Raw genomic sequence first — 17,394 nt, 5'->3', positions numbered from 1 at the left:
TTTACACATCAGGAGTTCGGGAGGCTGACGTTCCGCGCCTGAGCTCCTGCATTCGGCCAGAACTCCCTGGTCCAAGGTCATTTCAGTATGCGCCGACGATCCCCGTTCCGGCTACAGCTCGAGAGAGTTCAGACTCGCCGACCGCTCATCCATTATCGGAATCACGATTCTCCGATCCGAGATCTCTTGTCTGGCCGCTTTTTCGACCAGAAGAGGCACGAAGTCGCGGATCCGACATCCCGCAAAACGCTGGTGAATTGTTCGCACTCTGTTTTCGATCTCCGGTGGAGGAACGGCGGGATAGCGGGAAATGAGGCGAGTGATCACCCGCTCGACGTGGAGCAACTCTTCGTCGCCAGTCATCCATTAATGGTCGTCCGTCCAGCCGAGCACGTCAAGACTCGGAAAGGGTTCGAAAACAACACGATTCGGGTCTCGATTGCGAAGAGAATAGGTTCACCGAATATGGGGCATACACATAAGGGCGGACGGTTCCCCGCGCGCTCGCGTTGCGCTCATGATGCCAGGGAGTGGAAGTGGGAAAGAACGCTCGGATTCTTCACGACGACACCCCGTCGACCCTTACCGACGACGCGCCGCCCGTGGCAGAAAAGCCGATGAAGAACAAGGTGTACCGCCGCAAACTCAAGCCGTTGCACGGCGAACTCGTGGCTTTGCAGGAGTGGGTCAAATCGTCTGGAGCCAAGGTCTGCATCGTATTCGAAGGTCGAGATACCGCGGGGAAGGGCGGTGTCATCAAAGCCATCACCGAGCGAGTGAGTCCGCGAGTGTTCCGGGTCGTCGCGTTACCCGCCCCGACCGAGCGAGAGCATTCGCAGATGTATGTCCAGCGCTACGTCCCGCATCTTCCGGCTGGCGGTGAGATCGTCATCTTCGACCGAAGTTGGTACAACCGTGCCGGTGTAGAACGAGTAATGGGCTTTTGCACCGAAGAACAAGCACATCAATTTCTCCAGCTCATTCCGACCGTCGAACGCGCGATCGTCGAATCGGGAGTCATTCTGCTCAAGTACTGGCTCGAGGTCAGCGAAGAACAGCAGCTCTTACGTCTGCAGAGCCGGATCGACGACCCTCGAAAGATCTGGAAGCTGTCGAATCTCGATCTGAAGTCGTTCAGTCATTGGTACGACTACTCGCGTGCCCGCGACGAGATGTTTCGCTTCACCGACACCGGCTGGGCGCCATGGTATGTCGCAAACAACAATGACAAGAAACGCGGACGACTCAACATCATCAGCCACATTCTGAGTCAGATCCCCTACGAGCCCGTGCAATCCACGGACATCACCCTGCCGAAACGGCAGAAGGCTCACGGCTACCAGACGCCCAAACAACCGCTGCACTGGATTCCGACCCGGTATTGACGATCGCCAAGGAAAGGATGTGCGGTCATGAGCCCCACGCCGTGGCATGCGCAGAGTGGCGAATCAGTCGTGTCCGTACTGCAGTCGGACCCGGAGCGCGGACTGCAGTCGGATGAGGCCGACCAACGGCGACGACGCTACGGGTCGAACGAAATCACCTCGACGCCACCGCCGTCGACGTGGTCGATCGCGCTGTTGCAGCTGAAAGATCCGATGAACTTGATGCTCGTCGCCGTGGCCGCGGTCAGCATCGCCATCGGTGAAGTGCCGACAGCAATCGTGGTGGCGGTGCTCGTCGTGCTCAACATCGTCCTCGGAACTCGACAGGAGTTGAAGGCACGGGCCAGCGTCGACGCCCTCGCCAAGATGCAGACGCCCCAAGCACGGGTCATTCGTGACGGGAACCTGATTCAACTCGACGCTACCGAACTGGTGCCGGGTGACATCGTCCAAGTCGAGGCAGGAGACATCATCGCTGCCGACGGACGGTTGCTCGCCACCACCACCCTGGAGACGCAGGAAGCCGCATTGACCGGGGAAAGCGCGCCGATACCGAAGGACCCGAATACGCTGAACAACGAGGATATTCCGCTCGGAGACCGCAGCAATCTGGTCTTCCAGAACACCTCGGTCACCCGCGGCACGGCGACCATGGTGGTCACCGAGACCGGGATGCAGACGCAGATAGGCCGGATCGCGTCGATGTTGTCGGCGGTCGCCCCTGGCAAGTCGCCACTTCAACGTGAATTGGACTCTCTCACCAAACTTCTCGGAATCATCGCGTGGACGGCAGTGATCGTCATCGTCGTCATCGGGCTCCTTCGTGGGCAGGACCTGACTACGCTTCTGCTCCTTGGTATCGCAATGGGAGTGTCCGCGATTCCGACCGGCCTGCCAACATTCGTCCAGGCGATGCTGGCCTACGGTGCCCGTCAACTGGCCGACGCCAAGGCCGTCGTGAAGAACCTGACCGACGTCGAAACACTCGGCGCGACCAGTGCAATCAACTCGGACAAGACCGGCACGCTGACCATGAACCAGATGACCGTCCGATCGCTGTACGTCCACGGCCGTTGGTACACGGTCGAGGGCGAAGGCTATGCCAAAGCGGGAAGGATAACGCAGGTTGCCGGCGAGGCGCCGCCCGACTTCACCCTTCTCGCATACGGACTGTGTCTCGACAGCGATGCAACGGTTTCCGATTCCGGGGAAGTTGTCGGCGACCCGACCGAGGCCGCGCTCGTGGTGCTCGCGGCAAAGATCGGTGCCGACGCCCCACTCACCAGACGGACCTACCCGCGGGTGGCGACGGTTCCGTTCGATTCCGCGTACAAGTTCATGGCCACGTACCACCATCTCGAAGTCGACGGCGTAAGTCAGTTCGTCGGATTGGTCAAGGGCGGACCCGATGTCGTCCTCGCTCGGTGTTCTTCGGCCTTTCTCCCCGGCCGTCGGCAGGTCCCGATCGAGGAAGTCCGAGACGAACTCACGGCAGCAAATCAGTCCATGTCCGAAAAGGGTCTTCGGGTGCTGGCATTCGCGGTCAGACGCCTCGACGGACGGGAAGACGCTGTCGTGGCCGACCCCATGTCCTTTGTCGAGGACCTGACGTTTGTCGGTATGGCAGGCATCATCGACCCGCTGCGTCCGGAGGCGGTCGATTCGGTGCGAACCGCACACCGGGCCGGCATCGAGGTCCGCATGATCACCGGCGACCATGCCATCACCGCCGCAGCGATCGGTGCCGAACTCGGACTCGGCCCGGGCTCGGTGGGCGGAGGCGAGTTGCAAGCGATGACCGATGAAGAACTGTCGACCGCGTTGCCGAACCTGCACGTGTTCGGCCGCGTCACTCCGCAGGACAAACTTCGCTTGGTCGATGTCATGCAGAGCGGTGGCGCCGTCGTCGCGATGACCGGAGACGCGGTCAACGACGCCGCCGCGTTGAAGAAGGCAGACATCGGCGTCGCCATGGGCTCGGGCAGTGAGGTGACCAAACAGGCGGGCAAGATGGTGCTCACCGACGACAACTTCGGCACCCTCATCACCGCGATCACTTTGGGCCGCAACATCTACGGAAAAATCGTCTCGTACATCCGCTACCAGATGTCGAAACTCTTCTCCTTGGTTCTCCTCTTCCTCGCTGCGAGCATCTTCAATATCAACGAGGGTGTGGCACTGACGCCACTGATGGTGCTGTTCCAGCACTTCTTCATCACACTGTTCCCCGTCGCCGTGATCATGCTCGACCCGCCGCCACCGGATCTGATGAACAAGCCTCCGCGCGATCCCAAGATGCCGATCGCACATCGAAGCGCAGTCGCTCAGTGGCTCGCGTACGGTGTCCTGCAATTTGCCGTGACACTCGCGGCGATGCTTCTCGCACCCGGTGAAATGAGTACTTCCGATGCGAATGTTCCCATGACCACAGCATTCGTAGTGCTCTCTCTCGGTTCGATTCTCGCGGGGCTTACCATGCGGCGTGATCCCGAGTCCGGCGTGGTTCCACCGGTTCTCGGTGCCATCAAGATCTTGACGATCCCCACGGTCGTGACCGTATTCGCCGTCGAGGCGGGCGTCCTCCAGGACCTCCTCATGACAACCTCACTGACCGGCGCCCAGTGGCTCGCCTGCCTGGGTTGGTCGCTGATCATCCCGGTTGTCGTCGAGTTGGACAAGGCAATTCGACGCCGCCGCCTCGCACAGGCACCTGCGCCCCTCCCTGCGACCACCGCGGTTGCCCCCGAGCGCGCCCGTTCGCTCCACTGAGGGAGGACAATCAAACGATGATGTGGGCGGAGAGTCTAGGTCGGCTACCGGGCGTCGCGACTGCCCGTGGGTATCGCCGCGAGTGGTTGCGAACAGACGTCACTGCCGGACTCGTCTTGACTGCCCTGCTCATCCCGGCAGGCATGGGCTACGCCGAGGCCGCCGGGTTGCCTGCGTACGCCGGGCTGTACGCCACCATCGTGCCTTTGCTCGCCTACGCGGTAGTCGGGCCCTCGAAAATCCTTGTACTCGGACCTGATTCGTCACTGGCGCCGCTGATTGCCGCCGCGGTCATACCGCTGGCAGTGGTCGGCGATTCGGAGAATGCGCTTGCACTAGCCGGTGTTCTCGCCATTCTTGTCGGACTCATCCTCGTGATCGGCGGATTCCTTCGTCTCGGCTTCGTGACCGAACTCCTCTCGAAACCGATCCGCCTCGGCTACCTCAACGCCATTGCACTCGTCGTCGTAGTTGGTCAGATTCCCAAGCTGCTCGGATTCTCCGTCGACGCGTCCGGTCTACTCGGTGAAATCGGCGGAATCTCAAAGGCCCTGGTGGGTGGCGACGTCGACCCCCTCGCTGCCGCCATCGGTGTCGGTTCGCTAGTCGTCATAGTCGCCTTCCGGCTCTGGGTACCTGTTGTTCCCGGCGTTCTGGTGGCCGTTGTCGCGGCCATAGTCTTGTCCGCTGCCGCCGGTCTCACCGATGACATCGGCATGGTCGGCGCACTGCCGGAAGGACTCCCTCTCCCTTCCGTCGGTGGAGTCACCTGGCAGGACGTCGGCCATCTGATCGGGCCCGCCGCCGGTATCGCATTGATTGCCTTCGCCGACACCGGCGTTCTCTCGCGCACCTTCGCCGCCCGCCACGGCGAGGACGTGAACGGCAGTACCGAAATGAAGGCGATCGGTGTCGCGAACGTGGCCGGCGGGCTGTTCGGCGGGTTTCCGATCTCGGCGAGCGGGTCACGAACTCCGGTAGCCGAACAGAGTGGGGCGCACACACAATTGGCCGGCGTCGTCGGGGCGCTCGCGGTCCTGGTGTTCGTCCTCGTCGCTCCCGGACTCACGGCATATCTGCCCGATGCAACACTGGCCGCCGTCGTCATCGTCGCCGCGTGTGCACTGATCGACGTGGGCGGCATGGTCCGCATGTGGCGCATGAGCACCGTGGAATTCGGCCTCGCCGTCGCGGCGTTTCTGGGCGTCGCCCTGGTCGGTGTGCTACAAGGCATCCTTGTTGCGATCGGACTGTCCTTCGCAGCGGTCATCGCGCAGGTATGGCAGCCACATCGAACCGAACTCGTCGAGACGGGCGAACCCACCGGATTCCACGACATCGAACGCCATCCAGATGGGCATCGCATCCCCGGCCTGGTGTTGGTGAGGTTTGACGCGCCACTGTTTTTCGCGAACGGCGAGATCTTCGACGAATACGTTCGCTCCGTCGTCGCCAAGGCGCCAGATCCGGTCGACTGGGTGGTTATAGCCGCCGAACCGATCACCGGACTCGACACAACGGCAGTCGACGAACTCGTCGATCTGGATACATTCCTCGAAGGCAAAGGAATTCGGTTGGCATTCGCAGAGATGAAAGGTCCGATCAAGGATCGACTCATCCGATTCGGAGTCGGGGATCGATTCGATTCGACGCACTTCTACCCGACCGTCGAAGCCGCCGTGAACGCATTCCGCACCCGAACCGGCGACTGACAAACGCCAGGCAGTCGGGAACCGTGGCTGCATTGGGTACCGTTTGGTATGGGATTCACGACGGACAATGTTCCGGCACGCCGTATCGCTCAGGTCGCCGGCGTGGGCGGTATCGCCGTCGGCGTTGTCTCGCTGATCGCGTTGTACTCCACCAAGCCGATCAACCCGTTGATCGCCGTGGCCTCCTTCGTCCCGATACTGCTTGCGGTCACACTCGCAGCGTCCCTGATATGCCTGGTCTTTCGCCGCTGGATCCTGCTGGCGATCTCGGTGGTACTGATTGCGGTGGGCGCGTCGGTGATCAGTCCACTGTATGTGGCAAACAGTTCCGAAATCGACGGGCCGACTCTGCGCGTAATGCAAGCAAACCTTCTCTTCGGGCAGGCAGATCCCGCCAGTTTGACTGCGACGGTGCGCGAGAAGGCAGTCGACGTCCTGACGGTTCAGGAACTGACCACATCACTCGAAGGCTCTCTCAGAGATCAAGGACTCGAGCAACTGCTGCCGCATCACTACTTGGTACCGGACGAGGCCGGCGGGGGTGGCGCCGGTATTTACAGCCGTTATCCGCTGACGGACACTCGGGAATTGAACGGATTCGGACCGACCAATCTTGTTGCCGAAGTAGGCTTCTCGACTCCGTTCACCCTTCTGGCGGTTCACCCCGGACCGGCGTACGTGACCCCGCCCGACGTGTGGACTGCCGAGCTGAGCACTTTGCGAAACGCGCTCGACGCTGCTGCCGCCGAGGAAACCGTCATCGTCAGTGGCGACTTCAACACCACATTCACGCACAAGCAATTCCGTGACCTCCTCGATGTCGGCTACTCCGATGCCGCAGACCAATTGGGAGTAGGCATCGTGCGCACCTATCCGGCGGACAAGAAATTTCCCGCGATCGTCGGCATCGACCATGTACTTCTGCGGGGCGGACAGGCGAAGTCACTCGAGCGGATCGACATCGAAGGTTCCGATCACTTCGGCTTGATCGTCGACGTGGCGATCCCCAACTAGTCGGAGAGCACCCGACCCGCGCGAACGCGTTGCGGATCACCCGTGCTTCGGCATGCTTCGACCCGACACATCGATCGTCCGATGCAGGTGATGCGGCGTACGCAGGACGATCGACCGGTCCACCACGGATACGCCCGGAAACTGTTCGGCGAGATAACCTTCCAGACGCTGCACGTCGTCGATCGAGCGCAGCCACACCGCCAATGCGATGTCGTAGCTGCCGATCGTAGAAGCAACAAGCCTCGCCTCACGCAGGTGCGAAAGGCGCTGAGCAATTGCCTCCTTTCGCCCGTCGAGACGTAAGAAGTACCAGGCGTAGACCGGCCAGCCGGAGTAGGGCCGAGCAATCTCCGTGCGGACGACCAGTCGCCCCGTCGACAGCTCGTGAGAAAGGAGCGCCCCAGCGCGAGCCGGCGTGACTCCGAGGGCCGCAGCGAGTGCCGAGACGGTGACACGTGGTTCGCGAGAAAGAATGTCGAACAGCTGCGACTGTTCCTCTTCGCCGGCGCGTACACCACGAATCTTTCCCGCCGGGGCCGACTCGAGCGCGGCAATTTCTTCCGCATCGAGAGCACGTAGACGCCAGTTCCTCGCGTCGGAGTTCGCCGAGGACACGATCTGAGTTCGCATCGCGGTGATCATCGGCAAGGATTGTGTTCGCTCCAACACGTACCTGGACAATTGATCGAGGTCAGTGCAGGTGAGCGTGACGAGCAGATCCCGATTGCCGGTTGTGAGATCGACTGTGAGAACTTCGGGATCGTGCGCGATCTGTTCGGCAACGCTCATGGTCTGTGCCGGTGCGCATTCGATCTCGAGAAGTGCGGTCGCCGACACGATGGGTCCACCACGGTACGCAGCGATCCACGCTATGCCTTGCGAGTGCAGACGCTCCCAACGCCTGGTCAGGGTGACCGGGTCGGAACCGATCGCGCGTGAAAGCTCGGACCACGACGCTCGCGGCCTGATCTGCAGTGCGTTCAACAGCCGAAGATCGTCGTCCTTGAGCATCTGATCCTGCACCGAGGACCTCACTTTCAAAAGAATGCTGCACCGAAACAGGATCGAAACGCGTCGATCCTAACTTCATCACATCAATAGTCCACCAAATCCTGAGCCTCGAGAACCCTTACTTCTTGCGTTCGTTCGCCCCCTCGAGAAAGACACCGACATGACCGAAGCATTCCCTGTCTCGCATGACGATTCCCCAGTCAGCGATCAAACCGCGACGCAAAAAGTCGTTTTTGCCATGCGGTCGCCACGGCTGTGGATCGTGGTGATTCTGCTCCTCGGGCTTGCGGCAGGCGCGCAACTGATCGGCCCCGCAGTGATTCCCGTCGGCGCTGCCGCCATCACGATCCTGCCCATGGTGTGGGGACTGATTGCCGGCGGTGTCGTCTCGAGCCAGAAGTGGAAACCACTCGGCCTCGACCTTCAGGCTGCGGCCTCGGCAATCATGGGCCTGGCTGTTCTCTTGCTTTGTGCAAGGTTGTCTTTCACCATCGGCCCGAACATCCAATTGTTGTTCGAGGCGGGCCCCGCACTGCTACTGCAGGAATTGGGGCACTTGTTCGGCACTATCGCTCTCGCACTCCCGCTGGCGGTACTCCTTCGGATGGGGCCGGCCACCGTCGGAGCAACCTTCTCCATCGACCGCGAGGGTTCCTTCGCGATGGTCAGCGAACGCTACGGCCCCGATTCCGACCAGTACCGTGGAGTCCTGTCGATGTACGTCTTCGGCACTCTGTTCGGTGCCGTGCTGATCAGCCTGATTGCGTCACTGGCTACATCCTTCAACATCTTCGACCCCCTCGCATTGGCGATGGGTGCCGGCGTCGGATCCGGCTCGATGATGGCTGCCGCTGCCGCCAGCGTCGTTTCGGCGCACCCCGAGATGGCCGACCAGGTACTCGCCGTGGCGGCCACATCCAACATCATCACCGGCCTCCTCGGCGTGTATGTCGGCATGTATGTCGCACTCCCCCTTGCTGATCGAATCTACGGCGCACTCACCAAGCGCTCGAAGACGACCAGCGAACGGAAAGCCGACACTGCCCCACGAGCGGTTGCGCCGAGCGTCACCGTGCCGCTGACCACGATCGTTCCGATTCTGTTCGTCGGTGGGGTCATCGTCTCCTCGATCGCAGCGGGTGGCGTATCTCGATCGATCATCGTCGGATACTTGATCCTCACCGGATTGTTGCTCCTGGGCGTCGGCGTGGCCCGCCTGACCCGCGGCAAGATCGCGGCGATGATCGCAATCATCACCATCGGCGCCTTGGCGACAACACCGTGGTCCCCCATCGGTGATTTCGTCTCGAGCACCGTCGGGACTGTCGACTTTCTCTCGATCTGCACCCTCACCTTGACTGTCGCAGGTCTCAGCCTCGGCAAGGACCTTCCCTTGCTCAAGACGATCGGCTGGAAGATCGTGCCCGTCGGAATCGTCGCGATCCTCGCCTCTTACCTACTTTCCGTGGTCGTCGCGGAGTTCGCGCTGGGCCTCTGGCACTAGAACTGCACCCGAAAGCGCTGAGAACCAAAGATGTTGAAAGGAACCAATACCCATGTCCATCGCTGACACCCGCACCCGCACAGACTCGGTTTCGAGCACGATCGAGAAGTGGGCATCACGCCTCATCGATGTCAGCCACACGATCCATGCTCACCCAGAGCTGGCATTCGAAGAGCATCGGGCATCCGCCCTCTTGGCGGACGCCGCACAGGAAGCCGGCTTCACGGTTACTCGCGCCGCCTACGGCCTCGAGACGGCATTCGAAGCGGTGCGGGGCTCCGGCCCTTTCCGCGTCGTCGTCTGCGCCGAGTACGACGCCCTTCCCGACATCGGTCATGCGTGTGGACACAATGTCATCGCCGCTGCCGGACTGGGAGCAGCGATCGCGCTCGGAGAGGTCGCGGAGGAACACGGCCTGACCGTCGTCCTTCTCGGTACGCCGGCCGAAGAACATGGCGGCGGGAAAGTCTTGCTGCTCGAACGTGGCGCATGGGAGGGCGCGGCGATGTCGATCATGGTCCACGGCGCTGCAGGTGAAGACGTCAGTTGCACCGTCACCGGAACGCAGGCAGTCGACCGGTTCGACGTGACCTACACCGGACGAGCCGCACACGCGGCCGCTGCGCCACACAAGGGCATCAACGCAGGCGACGCCGCCACGATCGCCTTGGTCGCCATCGGACTCCTCCGTCAACAACTTCCCTCCGACGTCAGGCTGAACGCCTACGTCGAGCACGGCGGCGAAGCAACAAACATCATTCCGGCCTCGACGTTGGTGCGAGCGGAAGTTCGGGCCGCAGAACTCGACGTGCTGTTGGACGCCAAACGTCGTATGCTCTCCTGCTTCGAGGGCGCAGCTGTGGCCAGCGACTGCTCCTGGTCGACCGAACGCGCCGAACCGCGCTACGAGGAGCTTGTTCAACATCGCGTGCTGGCGACGATCTGGGACGAGGAGATCGCGAGCCTGGGCCGCACCGCGGCCGCCCGAACTCCCCTGACCGGCGGCTCGACAGACATGGGCAACGTGTCGAAGGTGGTTCCCTCGATCCACCCGATGATCGCGTTACGCGGCGTTACCGGAGTTCCTCACACGATCGAGTTTGCCGCTGATGCCCGCTCCGCAGCGGGCGACGAAGCTGTTCTGCACGGAGCAATTGCAATGGCACGCACTGTGATCCGAGCCGCCACCGGGGACTCGCGCTCCAACCTCCTGACGATTACGGCCCAGCGCGAGTCAGGAGCGACTACCGTCACGAGCGCCGAATGAGCACCACCGGCGTCTATGTTTCCGCGCTCGAATTCTTCTCCATCGGCATCGGGCCCTCCAGTTCACACACGGTCGGTCCGATGCGAGCCGCCCGCACTTTTGTCGGCGAGCTCTCCGACGCCGGCTTGACCGCGTCGGTCGACCGAATTCGCTGCAATCTGCACGGCTCTCTCGCCGCCACCGGAATAGGGCACTGCACTCCCGACGCGGTGATCGCGGGACTTCGTGGGTTGGATCCTGAAACGTGCGAGCCGAACGACATTCACGGGCGCTGGGCCGAGCTCTCGGACGGCGGATCGGTGAAGCTCGTCGGCGGCTCACTCGGGCACGTTGTGTTCACTCACGAGGACATGGTGTTCGAGCCGCTCGTTCGCCGTCACGGGCACCCCAACTCGATGACACTGACCGCCTTCAGCGGTCGCGAAATCGTCTGTACGAGTACATATCTGTCGATCGGTGGCGGATTCGTACTGCGTGCCGGAACGGAGACGCAAGCAAGCGCGCATTCGATCAACTCACGCTATCGAACCGCGAAAGAGCTACTGGCGGAATGCGGCTCCGGAACTATCGCCGAACTGGCACTGTCGGACGAAATCGCGATACACGGCCAGGATCGGGCATTCACCGGCATCGACGCGATCTGGTCCGCGATGCGCGACTGCATCGAACGCGGCACCCAGACCGAAGGTGTATTGCCCGGGCGTCTCGGAGTTCGCCGAAGAGCACGGTCTGCGAACATTCAACTGGAACAACGTAACTGCGCACCCTCCTCACGCGAGTGGCTGACCGTCTACGCCATGGCGGTCAACGAAGAAAATGCAGCAGGTGGCCGCGTGGTAACGGCTCCGACGAACGGTGCCGCAGGAATCGTGCCGGCAGTGCTATACCACCACATACGTGCGGCGGGCGCCGGTGTTCACGACGTTCGAACCTTTCTCCTCACCGCTGCCGCAATCGGATCGATCATCAAGGCGAATGCCTCGATCTCGGGCGCGGAGGCGGGGTGCCAAGGCGAGGTCGGAGCTGCCTGCGCGATGGCGGCAGCCGGCTTGTGCGCTGTCATGGGCGGATCACCACGACAAATCGAGAATGCCGCTGAGATTGCCATGGAACACCATCTGGGGCTGACCTGCGATCCGGTTGGTGGCCTGGTCCAAATCCCATGCATCGAACGAAATGCCGTAGCCGCCTCGACTGCAGTCACCGCAGCTCAGCTCGCATACCTCGGTGACGGGACGCATGTGGTGAGCCTCGATACCGTCATCGAAACCATGCGCCAAACCGGAAACGACATGTCCGTGCGTTACAAGGAAACAAGTGAAGGCGGGCTCGCCGTCAATGTCGTCGAGTGCTGAGGGGGATGTCGACGGCAGCGGCGAGGGCGGGCGGACGCCGTCGCAGGAAATATCATCCTCTCGAACGATGAAGTCCGGTGTACCGATTTCTACACTCGGTGACATGACTTTGTGGACGGTGACCAGATGATCGCTCATCACGCTGGAGGAATCCCACTGCACAATTCTTCACGGCACAACACTGCGGGGCCGTCGCGCTCGACGCAGTCCTCCGGTCGCAAGATCGCCGCGTTGATCGCGTTGGTCGCCGGATTCTCCGCTGCCTTCGTTCTCGCCCCGGGCATGCTGACGAGTAGGCCGGGTGATGGGTACGCAGACCAGGGAGAACTCGTCGAGACGGTCCGCGCCGCGTTCGTCGAATACTGGAGTTCCGGTGTCCAAGCCTTCTCGCCGAGCTTGGAGTCCGCTGTCGACTACTGGCTGCGGTACCACGTGGCCAAGGCCGTGATCGCGGTAATCCTGCTGACGGTTCTGCTCGCACTCGGCCGGATGCTCAAGGCGTCGTTCGTGAACGCCGGCCCTCTGACGGCTGGAAAGAAACTCGCATTCGCCTCGGCGGGAGGGCTGGTCACGCTCCTCGCGATGTTTTCCTCGGTACTCGTGATGGCAAATATCCAAGGTGTCGTTGCACCCTTCTCTTCGCTGATCTCGATGTTGCCCGTGGCCCAGGCGGATGGGGCACTTGGCGACACTGTCGGGCAGGTCCGCCAACAGCTCGCTCAGTCGACGGGCACCGGAAACCAGCAAAGCCCTGTCCTCGAACTGATGATCAGCGACTTCGCGCGGTATCACTTGGCCATGGCGGTGATCGCGCTGATCGCGGCAGCAATATCACTGACCGTGACTGTGGTCGTGTGGGCACGCTTCGCGAGAACGGCGCGATCCGAGCGACGGACGAGATTCGTGTCGGGGTCGATCGGTCTTCTCACTGCACTGTTCACGCTGGGATTGATCGTTGTCGGCGTAGCAAATATGGGCACCGCGGCAGACCCGGCACCCGCGCTGGCGGCGTTCTTCGACGGCGGAATCTGACCCAAGCCAAGGGTTCAGGCCAGGGTTCCGTAGTCCCCCGGTACCGGTTGAGGAGGTACCTGGGGACTGCGTCTGCCGTACCCGGGGTCGATGTGTGAGTGCCCTCGGACGGGCAGAGTTCGACTCATGAAAACCGGAGCAAGACGCATCCTGCTTGTCGGCCTGTGCAGCGCCATGGTTGTCGGAGCTGTAATCAGCTGCAGCACGGACAAATCCACAGACACATCCGACAAGATCATGGACTCGACCATCACCGACCAGCTCGATTCGATCGTCGACGCAGCGGTGAATTCGACCGGGATTCCCGGTGCGATGGTGGGCATTTGGGGGCCCGACGGCAACTACGTCAAGGTTGCAGGAGTCTCGGATACGGCAACCAAAGCGCCGATGGAAACCGACTTCTACCACCGGATCGGCAGCGTCACCAAAACATTTACCGTGACCGCCCTGCTGCAATTGGTCGACGAGGGAAAGATCGGTCTCGATGATCCGATCTCCAAGTACGTCGACGGCGTCATGGAAGGTGATGCGATCAGCTTGCGTCATCTGGCAGGAATGCGCAGCGGCCTCGTGGACTACACGACGTCCGAACAGTTTGTGATGGAATATCTTTCGGATCCCCGCCGAACTTTCACACCGGAGGAACTCGTCGGATACATCAAGGACCTCCCACTCCAACTTCGACCAGGGACCACCGTCGACTACTCGAACACCAACACTGTTCTGCTGGGCATGGTGATCGAAAAGGTCTCCGGCTCAACACTGTCGGACGTCATCGACACCAAGATCACGACACCACTCGCAATGGAGCACACCAGCTTTCCCACCACCAACGCGTTCCCGACACCACACGCTCAGGGGTACACCAACCAAACGCTCGACGAATCCGTGACCGCGGCGACGGACTGGAATCCGTCGTGGGGCGGCGCCGCGGGTGCAATGATCTCGTCGTTGGACGACATGCGCATCTGGGTTCCGGCGCTGGCCAAAGGCGATCTCCTGACCGACGCCACTCAGAAGCAGCGCCTGCAAACCGTGAGCTTGAGCGAAGGGGACGACAGCTCCGGCTACGGACTCGGTTTGTTCAACAGCGGCGGCTGGATCGGTCACAACGGAAGCCTGCCCGGCTACAAGACAGTCTCGGTCTACTTGCCCGAGAAGGACACAACCCTGGTCGTCTTCATCAACACCGACATCGACGGAGAGACCGACCTGACCAGTGCTTTGATGGTGCCGATCACCAAGTTGATCAGCCCGGGCAACGTCTACGGCTGATCACCTCGGGTCCGATCCACAATTCGGACGAAAGTGACATCTCGGGTTTCGATCTGTCGATAGGCTCGACCGTCGACAGATCGAAACCCGAAAGAGGCACTCATGGGATCGTTGAACGACTGGCTTCTCGACAGCGACAGCCCGCTCGTGGGGATTGTGGGTGGCATCCTACTGACGATCGCAATGCTCTCCGGCGGTTCAGGCATGTAACCCACCGCTCCCGATATGGCTCCGCACAGCGGTGGACGTTCAGTGCGTGATCCAACGAACATGTTCGTTACGAACATGTTCGTGTACGGTGAAATCATGCCCACTCAGCCAACAAGTCCGTCGAGCCGTCGCAATCGTCCGGCCAAACCCGCTCTGACACGCGAGGGCATCGTCAGTACCGCGGTGGAAATCTTGCGGTCGGAGGGCTTGCAGAAATTGACGATGCGTCGACTCGCCCTCGAACTCGACACCGGGCCGGCATCGATGTACGTGTACGTGCGCAATACCGCCGAATTGCACGCCGCCGTTCTGGAAACACTTCTCGGAGTGGTCGACCTCGCCGAAAATTCCTCCGACACTTGGCAAGCTCGCCTTGAACGGGTGTTGACCTCGTACACGGCCGTGCTGTTCGATCATCCCGGTCTCGCCCAGTCGGCACTCGTTTCCCGACCCAGCGGAGTTCACTACGTACGCCTGCTCGAGCGCCTGCTGGCATTGCTCGAAGAAGGCGAAGTCCCTCCAGATCAAGCCGCGTGGGGCGTGGACTTGCTACTGCAGTACGCGACGTCCACTGCTGCCGAACACTCGGCGCCGAACAATTCCGCCGACGCGGATGCCCGATGGAGCGCGTTGACCGACGCAATCCAGAACGCAAACCCGCAGACGCACCCACTCGTCGCAAGACATGCAACAGCTCTACTTGCCGGTGAACCCTCGGCGCGCCTCTCCTGGGGATTCCGCACGCTCATCACGGGCATCGAGAACACCCCACTCACTTCTTAGGAACCCACCATGAACCAGTACCCCATCGCAATCATCGGCGCCGGCCTCGGTGGCCTCACCCTCGCCCGAGTCCTCCATCTCCGCGGAATCGATTCGGCGGTATTCGATCTCGAATCCGGACCGACAGCCAGAACTCAAGGCGGGATGCTCGACATCCACGAAGACTCGGGTCAGATCGCGCTTCGTGCCGCCGGCCTCTATGAGGAGTTCCGCGCCCTCGTTCATCAAGGCGGGGAAGAGACACGCGTCCTCGATCGAAATGCCGTCGTGCACCTGAGCGAGCAGGACACCGGAGACGGCGACCGCCCGGAAATCGACCGCGGCCAGCTCCGTGACCTACTGCTCAGCTCAATTCCGAAGGAAACTATCCACTGGGGAGCCAAGGTCCGCAGTGCTCATCCGTTGCCGGATGGTCGACACGAAGTTCACCTCGCGGATGGAACCCACTTCACCACCGATCTCCTGGTCGGCGCCGACGGTGCGTGGTCGAAAATCCGTCCATTGGTTTCAAACGACACTCCTGCGTACACCGGAATATCTTTCGTGGAGTTCGACCTTCACGACGCCGACAACCAGCACGTGGATGCCACTGAAACCGTCGGCGGCGGAATGATGTTCGCACTCAGTGCCGACAAGGGCTTCCTTGCCCACCGTGAGACCGACAACAGTCTGCACATCTATGCCGCCCTGCGAGTTCCCGAGAGCTGGGCAGCGAGTGTCGACTTCTCCGACGATCACATCGCGAAGAAGGTTCTGCTGGAACACTTCTCGGACTGGGACGAGTCACTGCGTTCACTGATCGTCGAAGCCGACAGCTCGCTGACCCCTCGCCCCATCCATGCCCTTCCCATCGGCCACAGTTGGAGCCGTACTCCCGGGGTCACTCTGCTCGGGGACGCGGCACACGTCATGTCGCCGTTTGCCGGAGAGGGTGCGAACCTGGCAATGCTCGACGGCGCGGAACTCGGCCAGGCGATCGCGTCGCACAGCAGCACGGAGGAAGGGCTAGCTGTCTACGAAGAGCGACTCTTCCCACGCAGCGCCGCGGCGGCACAACAGTCCGCTGATGGACTGGACATGTGCTTCGGCGAGAACGCACCCCAGGGGCTCGTGGACATGTTCACCTCACTCCCGTGACCTGACAAACTCGGATCAGGTCGTCACGTCCACGTGGGCAAGCGACGAGGACAAACCGCGATGGGCTTCAACTTGATCGAGTAGTTGGTGGGCTTTCTGCTCAACCACGGACACTGCATCGGCACCGGCGACCCAACGACGTGGGGGTAGCGGCGAATCGACAAGTGCCACAAGTGCCGCGGCAAGTTTCACCGGATCCCCGCCCTGGGCACCGTTCATACTCTTCCACGCTTCGACGGTCTCGCCAGTCCGAGCGTCGTAATCGTCTATCGACAATTCCGGCCAGACCGACGACGCACCCTCGACAAGCAGTTCGGTCCGGAAGAATCCCGGCTCCACGATCATCGTCCCGATTCCGTACGGTTCGACATCGAATTGCAATGATTCCATCCAACCCTCCAGCGCAAACTTCGACGCCGCGTAGGCTGCGCAAAACTCCTGACCAACCAGGCCCGCAAGCGAGCTGACAGTCACGACACGTCCACTCCGTTGCCTACGCATTACCGGCAACACCGCCCGTGTCACATTGATCGGCCCGAAAAAGTTGGTCTCCATCTGAGCGCGAAGTTGCGCCGGACTGACAACCTCGAAGAACCCGGCGTAGAAGTTTCCGGCGTTGTTCACCAGTACATCGATTCCACCAAATCGTGCAACTGCCGTGTCCACCGCAGCATATGCGGCTTGTTCGTCGGTGATGTCCAAGGCAATCACCAACAGGTCGTCATGCTCACCGATCGCTGCAGAAACACGGTCCGCATCACGCCCCGTTGCCACCACCGCGTGCCCGCCGGCAAGAGCCGCCTGAACAATGTCGACTCCCATGCCCCGGCCTGCGCCGGTTACGAACCAGACTTTCTTGTCACCCATGTTCACTGTCCTCCCGTTTGATGGAGTCCAGTACAGAACAGATTCCACGGGCCTGGGAGTGCCTATCGTTCCC

Annotated in this window: 14 protein-coding genes; 11 read left to right on the top strand and 3 right to left on the bottom strand. The window is 61.5% G+C overall.

The window, feature by feature from the left end; all coding sequences use genetic code 11:
• Positions 1-111: 111 nt before the first annotated feature.
• Entirely contained in the window at positions 112-363 is a 252-nt protein-coding gene (locus GN300_RS23050; RefSeq protein WP_007734945.1) for a three-helix bundle dimerization domain-containing protein, read from the bottom strand.
• Between the two features lie 191 nt (positions 364-554).
• On the opposite strand from GN300_RS23050, the gene ppk2 reads away from it, so the two are divergent.
• Genes ppk2 through GN300_RS23030 form a run of 4 tightly spaced genes read left to right on the top strand, consistent with a single transcriptional unit; the run spans position 555 to position 6,880 of the window.
• Positions 555-1,385 carry a polyphosphate kinase 2 gene (gene ppk2 / locus GN300_RS23045; protein ID WP_085989950.1) on the top strand — a complete coding sequence of 277 codons (831 nt, stop codon included), beginning with the start codon at positions 555-557 and terminating at the stop codon, positions 1,383-1,385.
• Between the two features lie 27 nt (positions 1,386-1,412).
• A complete protein-coding gene (locus GN300_RS23040; RefSeq protein WP_054187745.1) occupies positions 1,413-4,154 on the top strand; it encodes a cation-translocating P-type ATPase in 2,742 nt (913 codons plus the stop codon).
• A gap of 17 nt (positions 4,155-4,171) precedes the next feature.
• Positions 4,172-5,866, top strand: coding sequence for a SulP family inorganic anion transporter (locus GN300_RS23035; RefSeq protein ID WP_058038641.1), 1,695 nt, complete (start codon positions 4,172-4,174; stop codon positions 5,864-5,866).
• A 48-nt stretch (positions 5,867-5,914) separates the two neighbouring features.
• Positions 5,915-6,880, top strand: coding sequence for an endonuclease/exonuclease/phosphatase family protein (locus tag GN300_RS23030; RefSeq protein ID WP_054187746.1), 966 nt, complete (start codon positions 5,915-5,917; stop codon positions 6,878-6,880).
• Positions 6,881-6,916: 36 nt separating this feature from the next.
• On the opposite strand, the gene GN300_RS23025 is transcribed toward GN300_RS23030, so the two are convergent.
• The gene (locus GN300_RS23025) at positions 6,917-7,915 is read right to left on the bottom strand and encodes an Lrp/AsnC family transcriptional regulator (protein WP_228402203.1); all 999 of its coding nucleotides are present in this window, start codon (positions 7,913-7,915) and stop codon (positions 6,917-6,919) included.
• 136 nt (positions 7,916-8,051) lie between these two features.
• Between GN300_RS23025 and GN300_RS23020 the strand changes: the two genes are divergently transcribed.
• The 7 genes from GN300_RS23020 to GN300_RS22990 all read left to right on the top strand — a co-directional run bounded on the left by GN300_RS23020 (position 8,052) and on the right by GN300_RS22990 (position 16,454).
• Positions 8,052-9,395 (top strand): DUF3100 domain-containing protein, encoded by a 1,344-nt coding sequence (locus tag GN300_RS23020; RefSeq protein ID WP_007734920.1) that lies wholly within the window; start codon positions 8,052-8,054, stop codon positions 9,393-9,395.
• Positions 9,396-9,447: 52 nt separating this feature from the next.
• Entirely contained in the window at positions 9,448-10,662 is a 1,215-nt protein-coding gene (locus GN300_RS23015; protein ID WP_063316567.1) for an amidohydrolase, read from the top strand.
• Complete coding sequence (locus tag GN300_RS23010) at positions 10,659-12,017, top strand: L-serine ammonia-lyase (protein ID WP_050656486.1); 1,359 nt, start codon at positions 10,659-10,661, stop codon at positions 12,015-12,017. Before GN300_RS23015 ends, GN300_RS23010 begins: the two co-directional genes overlap by 4 nt.
• 126 nt (positions 12,018-12,143) lie before the next feature.
• The gene (locus GN300_RS23005; protein ID WP_218960095.1) at positions 12,144-13,049 is read left to right on the top strand and encodes a hypothetical protein; all 906 of its coding nucleotides are present in this window, start codon (positions 12,144-12,146) and stop codon (positions 13,047-13,049) included.
• A 126-nt stretch (positions 13,050-13,175) separates the two neighbouring features.
• On the top strand, positions 13,176-14,324 hold the full coding sequence (locus GN300_RS23000) for a serine hydrolase (RefSeq protein WP_063316568.1): 1,149 nt from the start codon (positions 13,176-13,178) through the stop codon (positions 14,322-14,324).
• A 306-nt stretch (positions 14,325-14,630) separates the two neighbouring features.
• Entirely contained in the window at positions 14,631-15,317 is a 687-nt protein-coding gene (locus GN300_RS22995) for a TetR/AcrR family transcriptional regulator C-terminal domain-containing protein (RefSeq protein WP_050656496.1), read from the top strand.
• Positions 15,318-15,326: 9 nt separating this feature from the next.
• Positions 15,327-16,454 (top strand): NAD(P)/FAD-dependent oxidoreductase, encoded by a 1,128-nt coding sequence (locus GN300_RS22990; RefSeq protein ID WP_063316569.1) that lies wholly within the window; start codon positions 15,327-15,329, stop codon positions 16,452-16,454.
• A gap of 15 nt (positions 16,455-16,469) precedes the next feature.
• Here GN300_RS22990 and GN300_RS22985 read toward each other — a convergent pair whose 3' ends face one another.
• Complete coding sequence (locus GN300_RS22985; protein ID WP_063316570.1) at positions 16,470-17,321, bottom strand: SDR family oxidoreductase; 852 nt, start codon at positions 17,319-17,321, stop codon at positions 16,470-16,472.
• Positions 17,322-17,394: the final 73 nt, after the last annotated feature.

Origin of the sequence: Rhodococcus sp. Ni2 (assembly GCF_021352185.1) — a bacterium.
Lineage (GTDB): Bacteria > Actinomycetota > Actinomycetes > Mycobacteriales > Mycobacteriaceae > Rhodococcus_F > Rhodococcus_F qingshengii.
The sequence above is the reverse complement of the archived record's forward strand: the minus strand, read 5'-3'. Positions and strand labels throughout refer to the sequence as shown.

What these genes read in the sequence shown, in the direction of transcription:
- GN300_RS23050 (WP_007734945.1), bottom strand. Translation starts at nt 363, where the DNA reads ATGACTGGCGACGAAGAGTTGCTCCACGTCGAGCGGGTGATCACTCGC.
- GN300_RS23040 (WP_054187745.1), top strand. Translation starts at nt 1,413, where the DNA reads ATGAGCCCCACGCCGTGGCATGCGCAGAGTGGCGAATCAGTCGTGTCC.
- GN300_RS23035 (WP_058038641.1), top strand. Translation starts at nt 4,172, where the DNA reads ATGATGTGGGCGGAGAGTCTAGGTCGGCTACCGGGCGTCGCGACTGCC.
- GN300_RS23030 (WP_054187746.1), top strand. Translation starts at nt 5,915, where the DNA reads ATGGGATTCACGACGGACAATGTTCCGGCACGCCGTATCGCTCAGGTC.
- GN300_RS23020 (WP_007734920.1), top strand. Translation starts at nt 8,052, where the DNA reads ATGACCGAAGCATTCCCTGTCTCGCATGACGATTCCCCAGTCAGCGAT.
- GN300_RS23015 (WP_063316567.1), top strand. Translation starts at nt 9,448, where the DNA reads ATGTCCATCGCTGACACCCGCACCCGCACAGACTCGGTTTCGAGCACG.
- GN300_RS23010 (WP_050656486.1), top strand. Translation starts at nt 10,659, where the DNA reads ATGAGCACCACCGGCGTCTATGTTTCCGCGCTCGAATTCTTCTCCATC.
- GN300_RS23005 (WP_218960095.1), top strand. Translation starts at nt 12,144, where the DNA reads ATGATCGCTCATCACGCTGGAGGAATCCCACTGCACAATTCTTCACGG.
- GN300_RS23000 (WP_063316568.1), top strand. Translation starts at nt 13,176, where the DNA reads ATGAAAACCGGAGCAAGACGCATCCTGCTTGTCGGCCTGTGCAGCGCC.
- GN300_RS22995 (WP_050656496.1), top strand. Translation starts at nt 14,631, where the DNA reads ATGCCCACTCAGCCAACAAGTCCGTCGAGCCGTCGCAATCGTCCGGCC.
- GN300_RS22990 (WP_063316569.1), top strand. Translation starts at nt 15,327, where the DNA reads ATGAACCAGTACCCCATCGCAATCATCGGCGCCGGCCTCGGTGGCCTC.
- GN300_RS22985 (WP_063316570.1), bottom strand. Translation starts at nt 17,321, where the DNA reads ATGGGTGACAAGAAAGTCTGGTTCGTAACCGGCGCAGGCCGGGGCATG.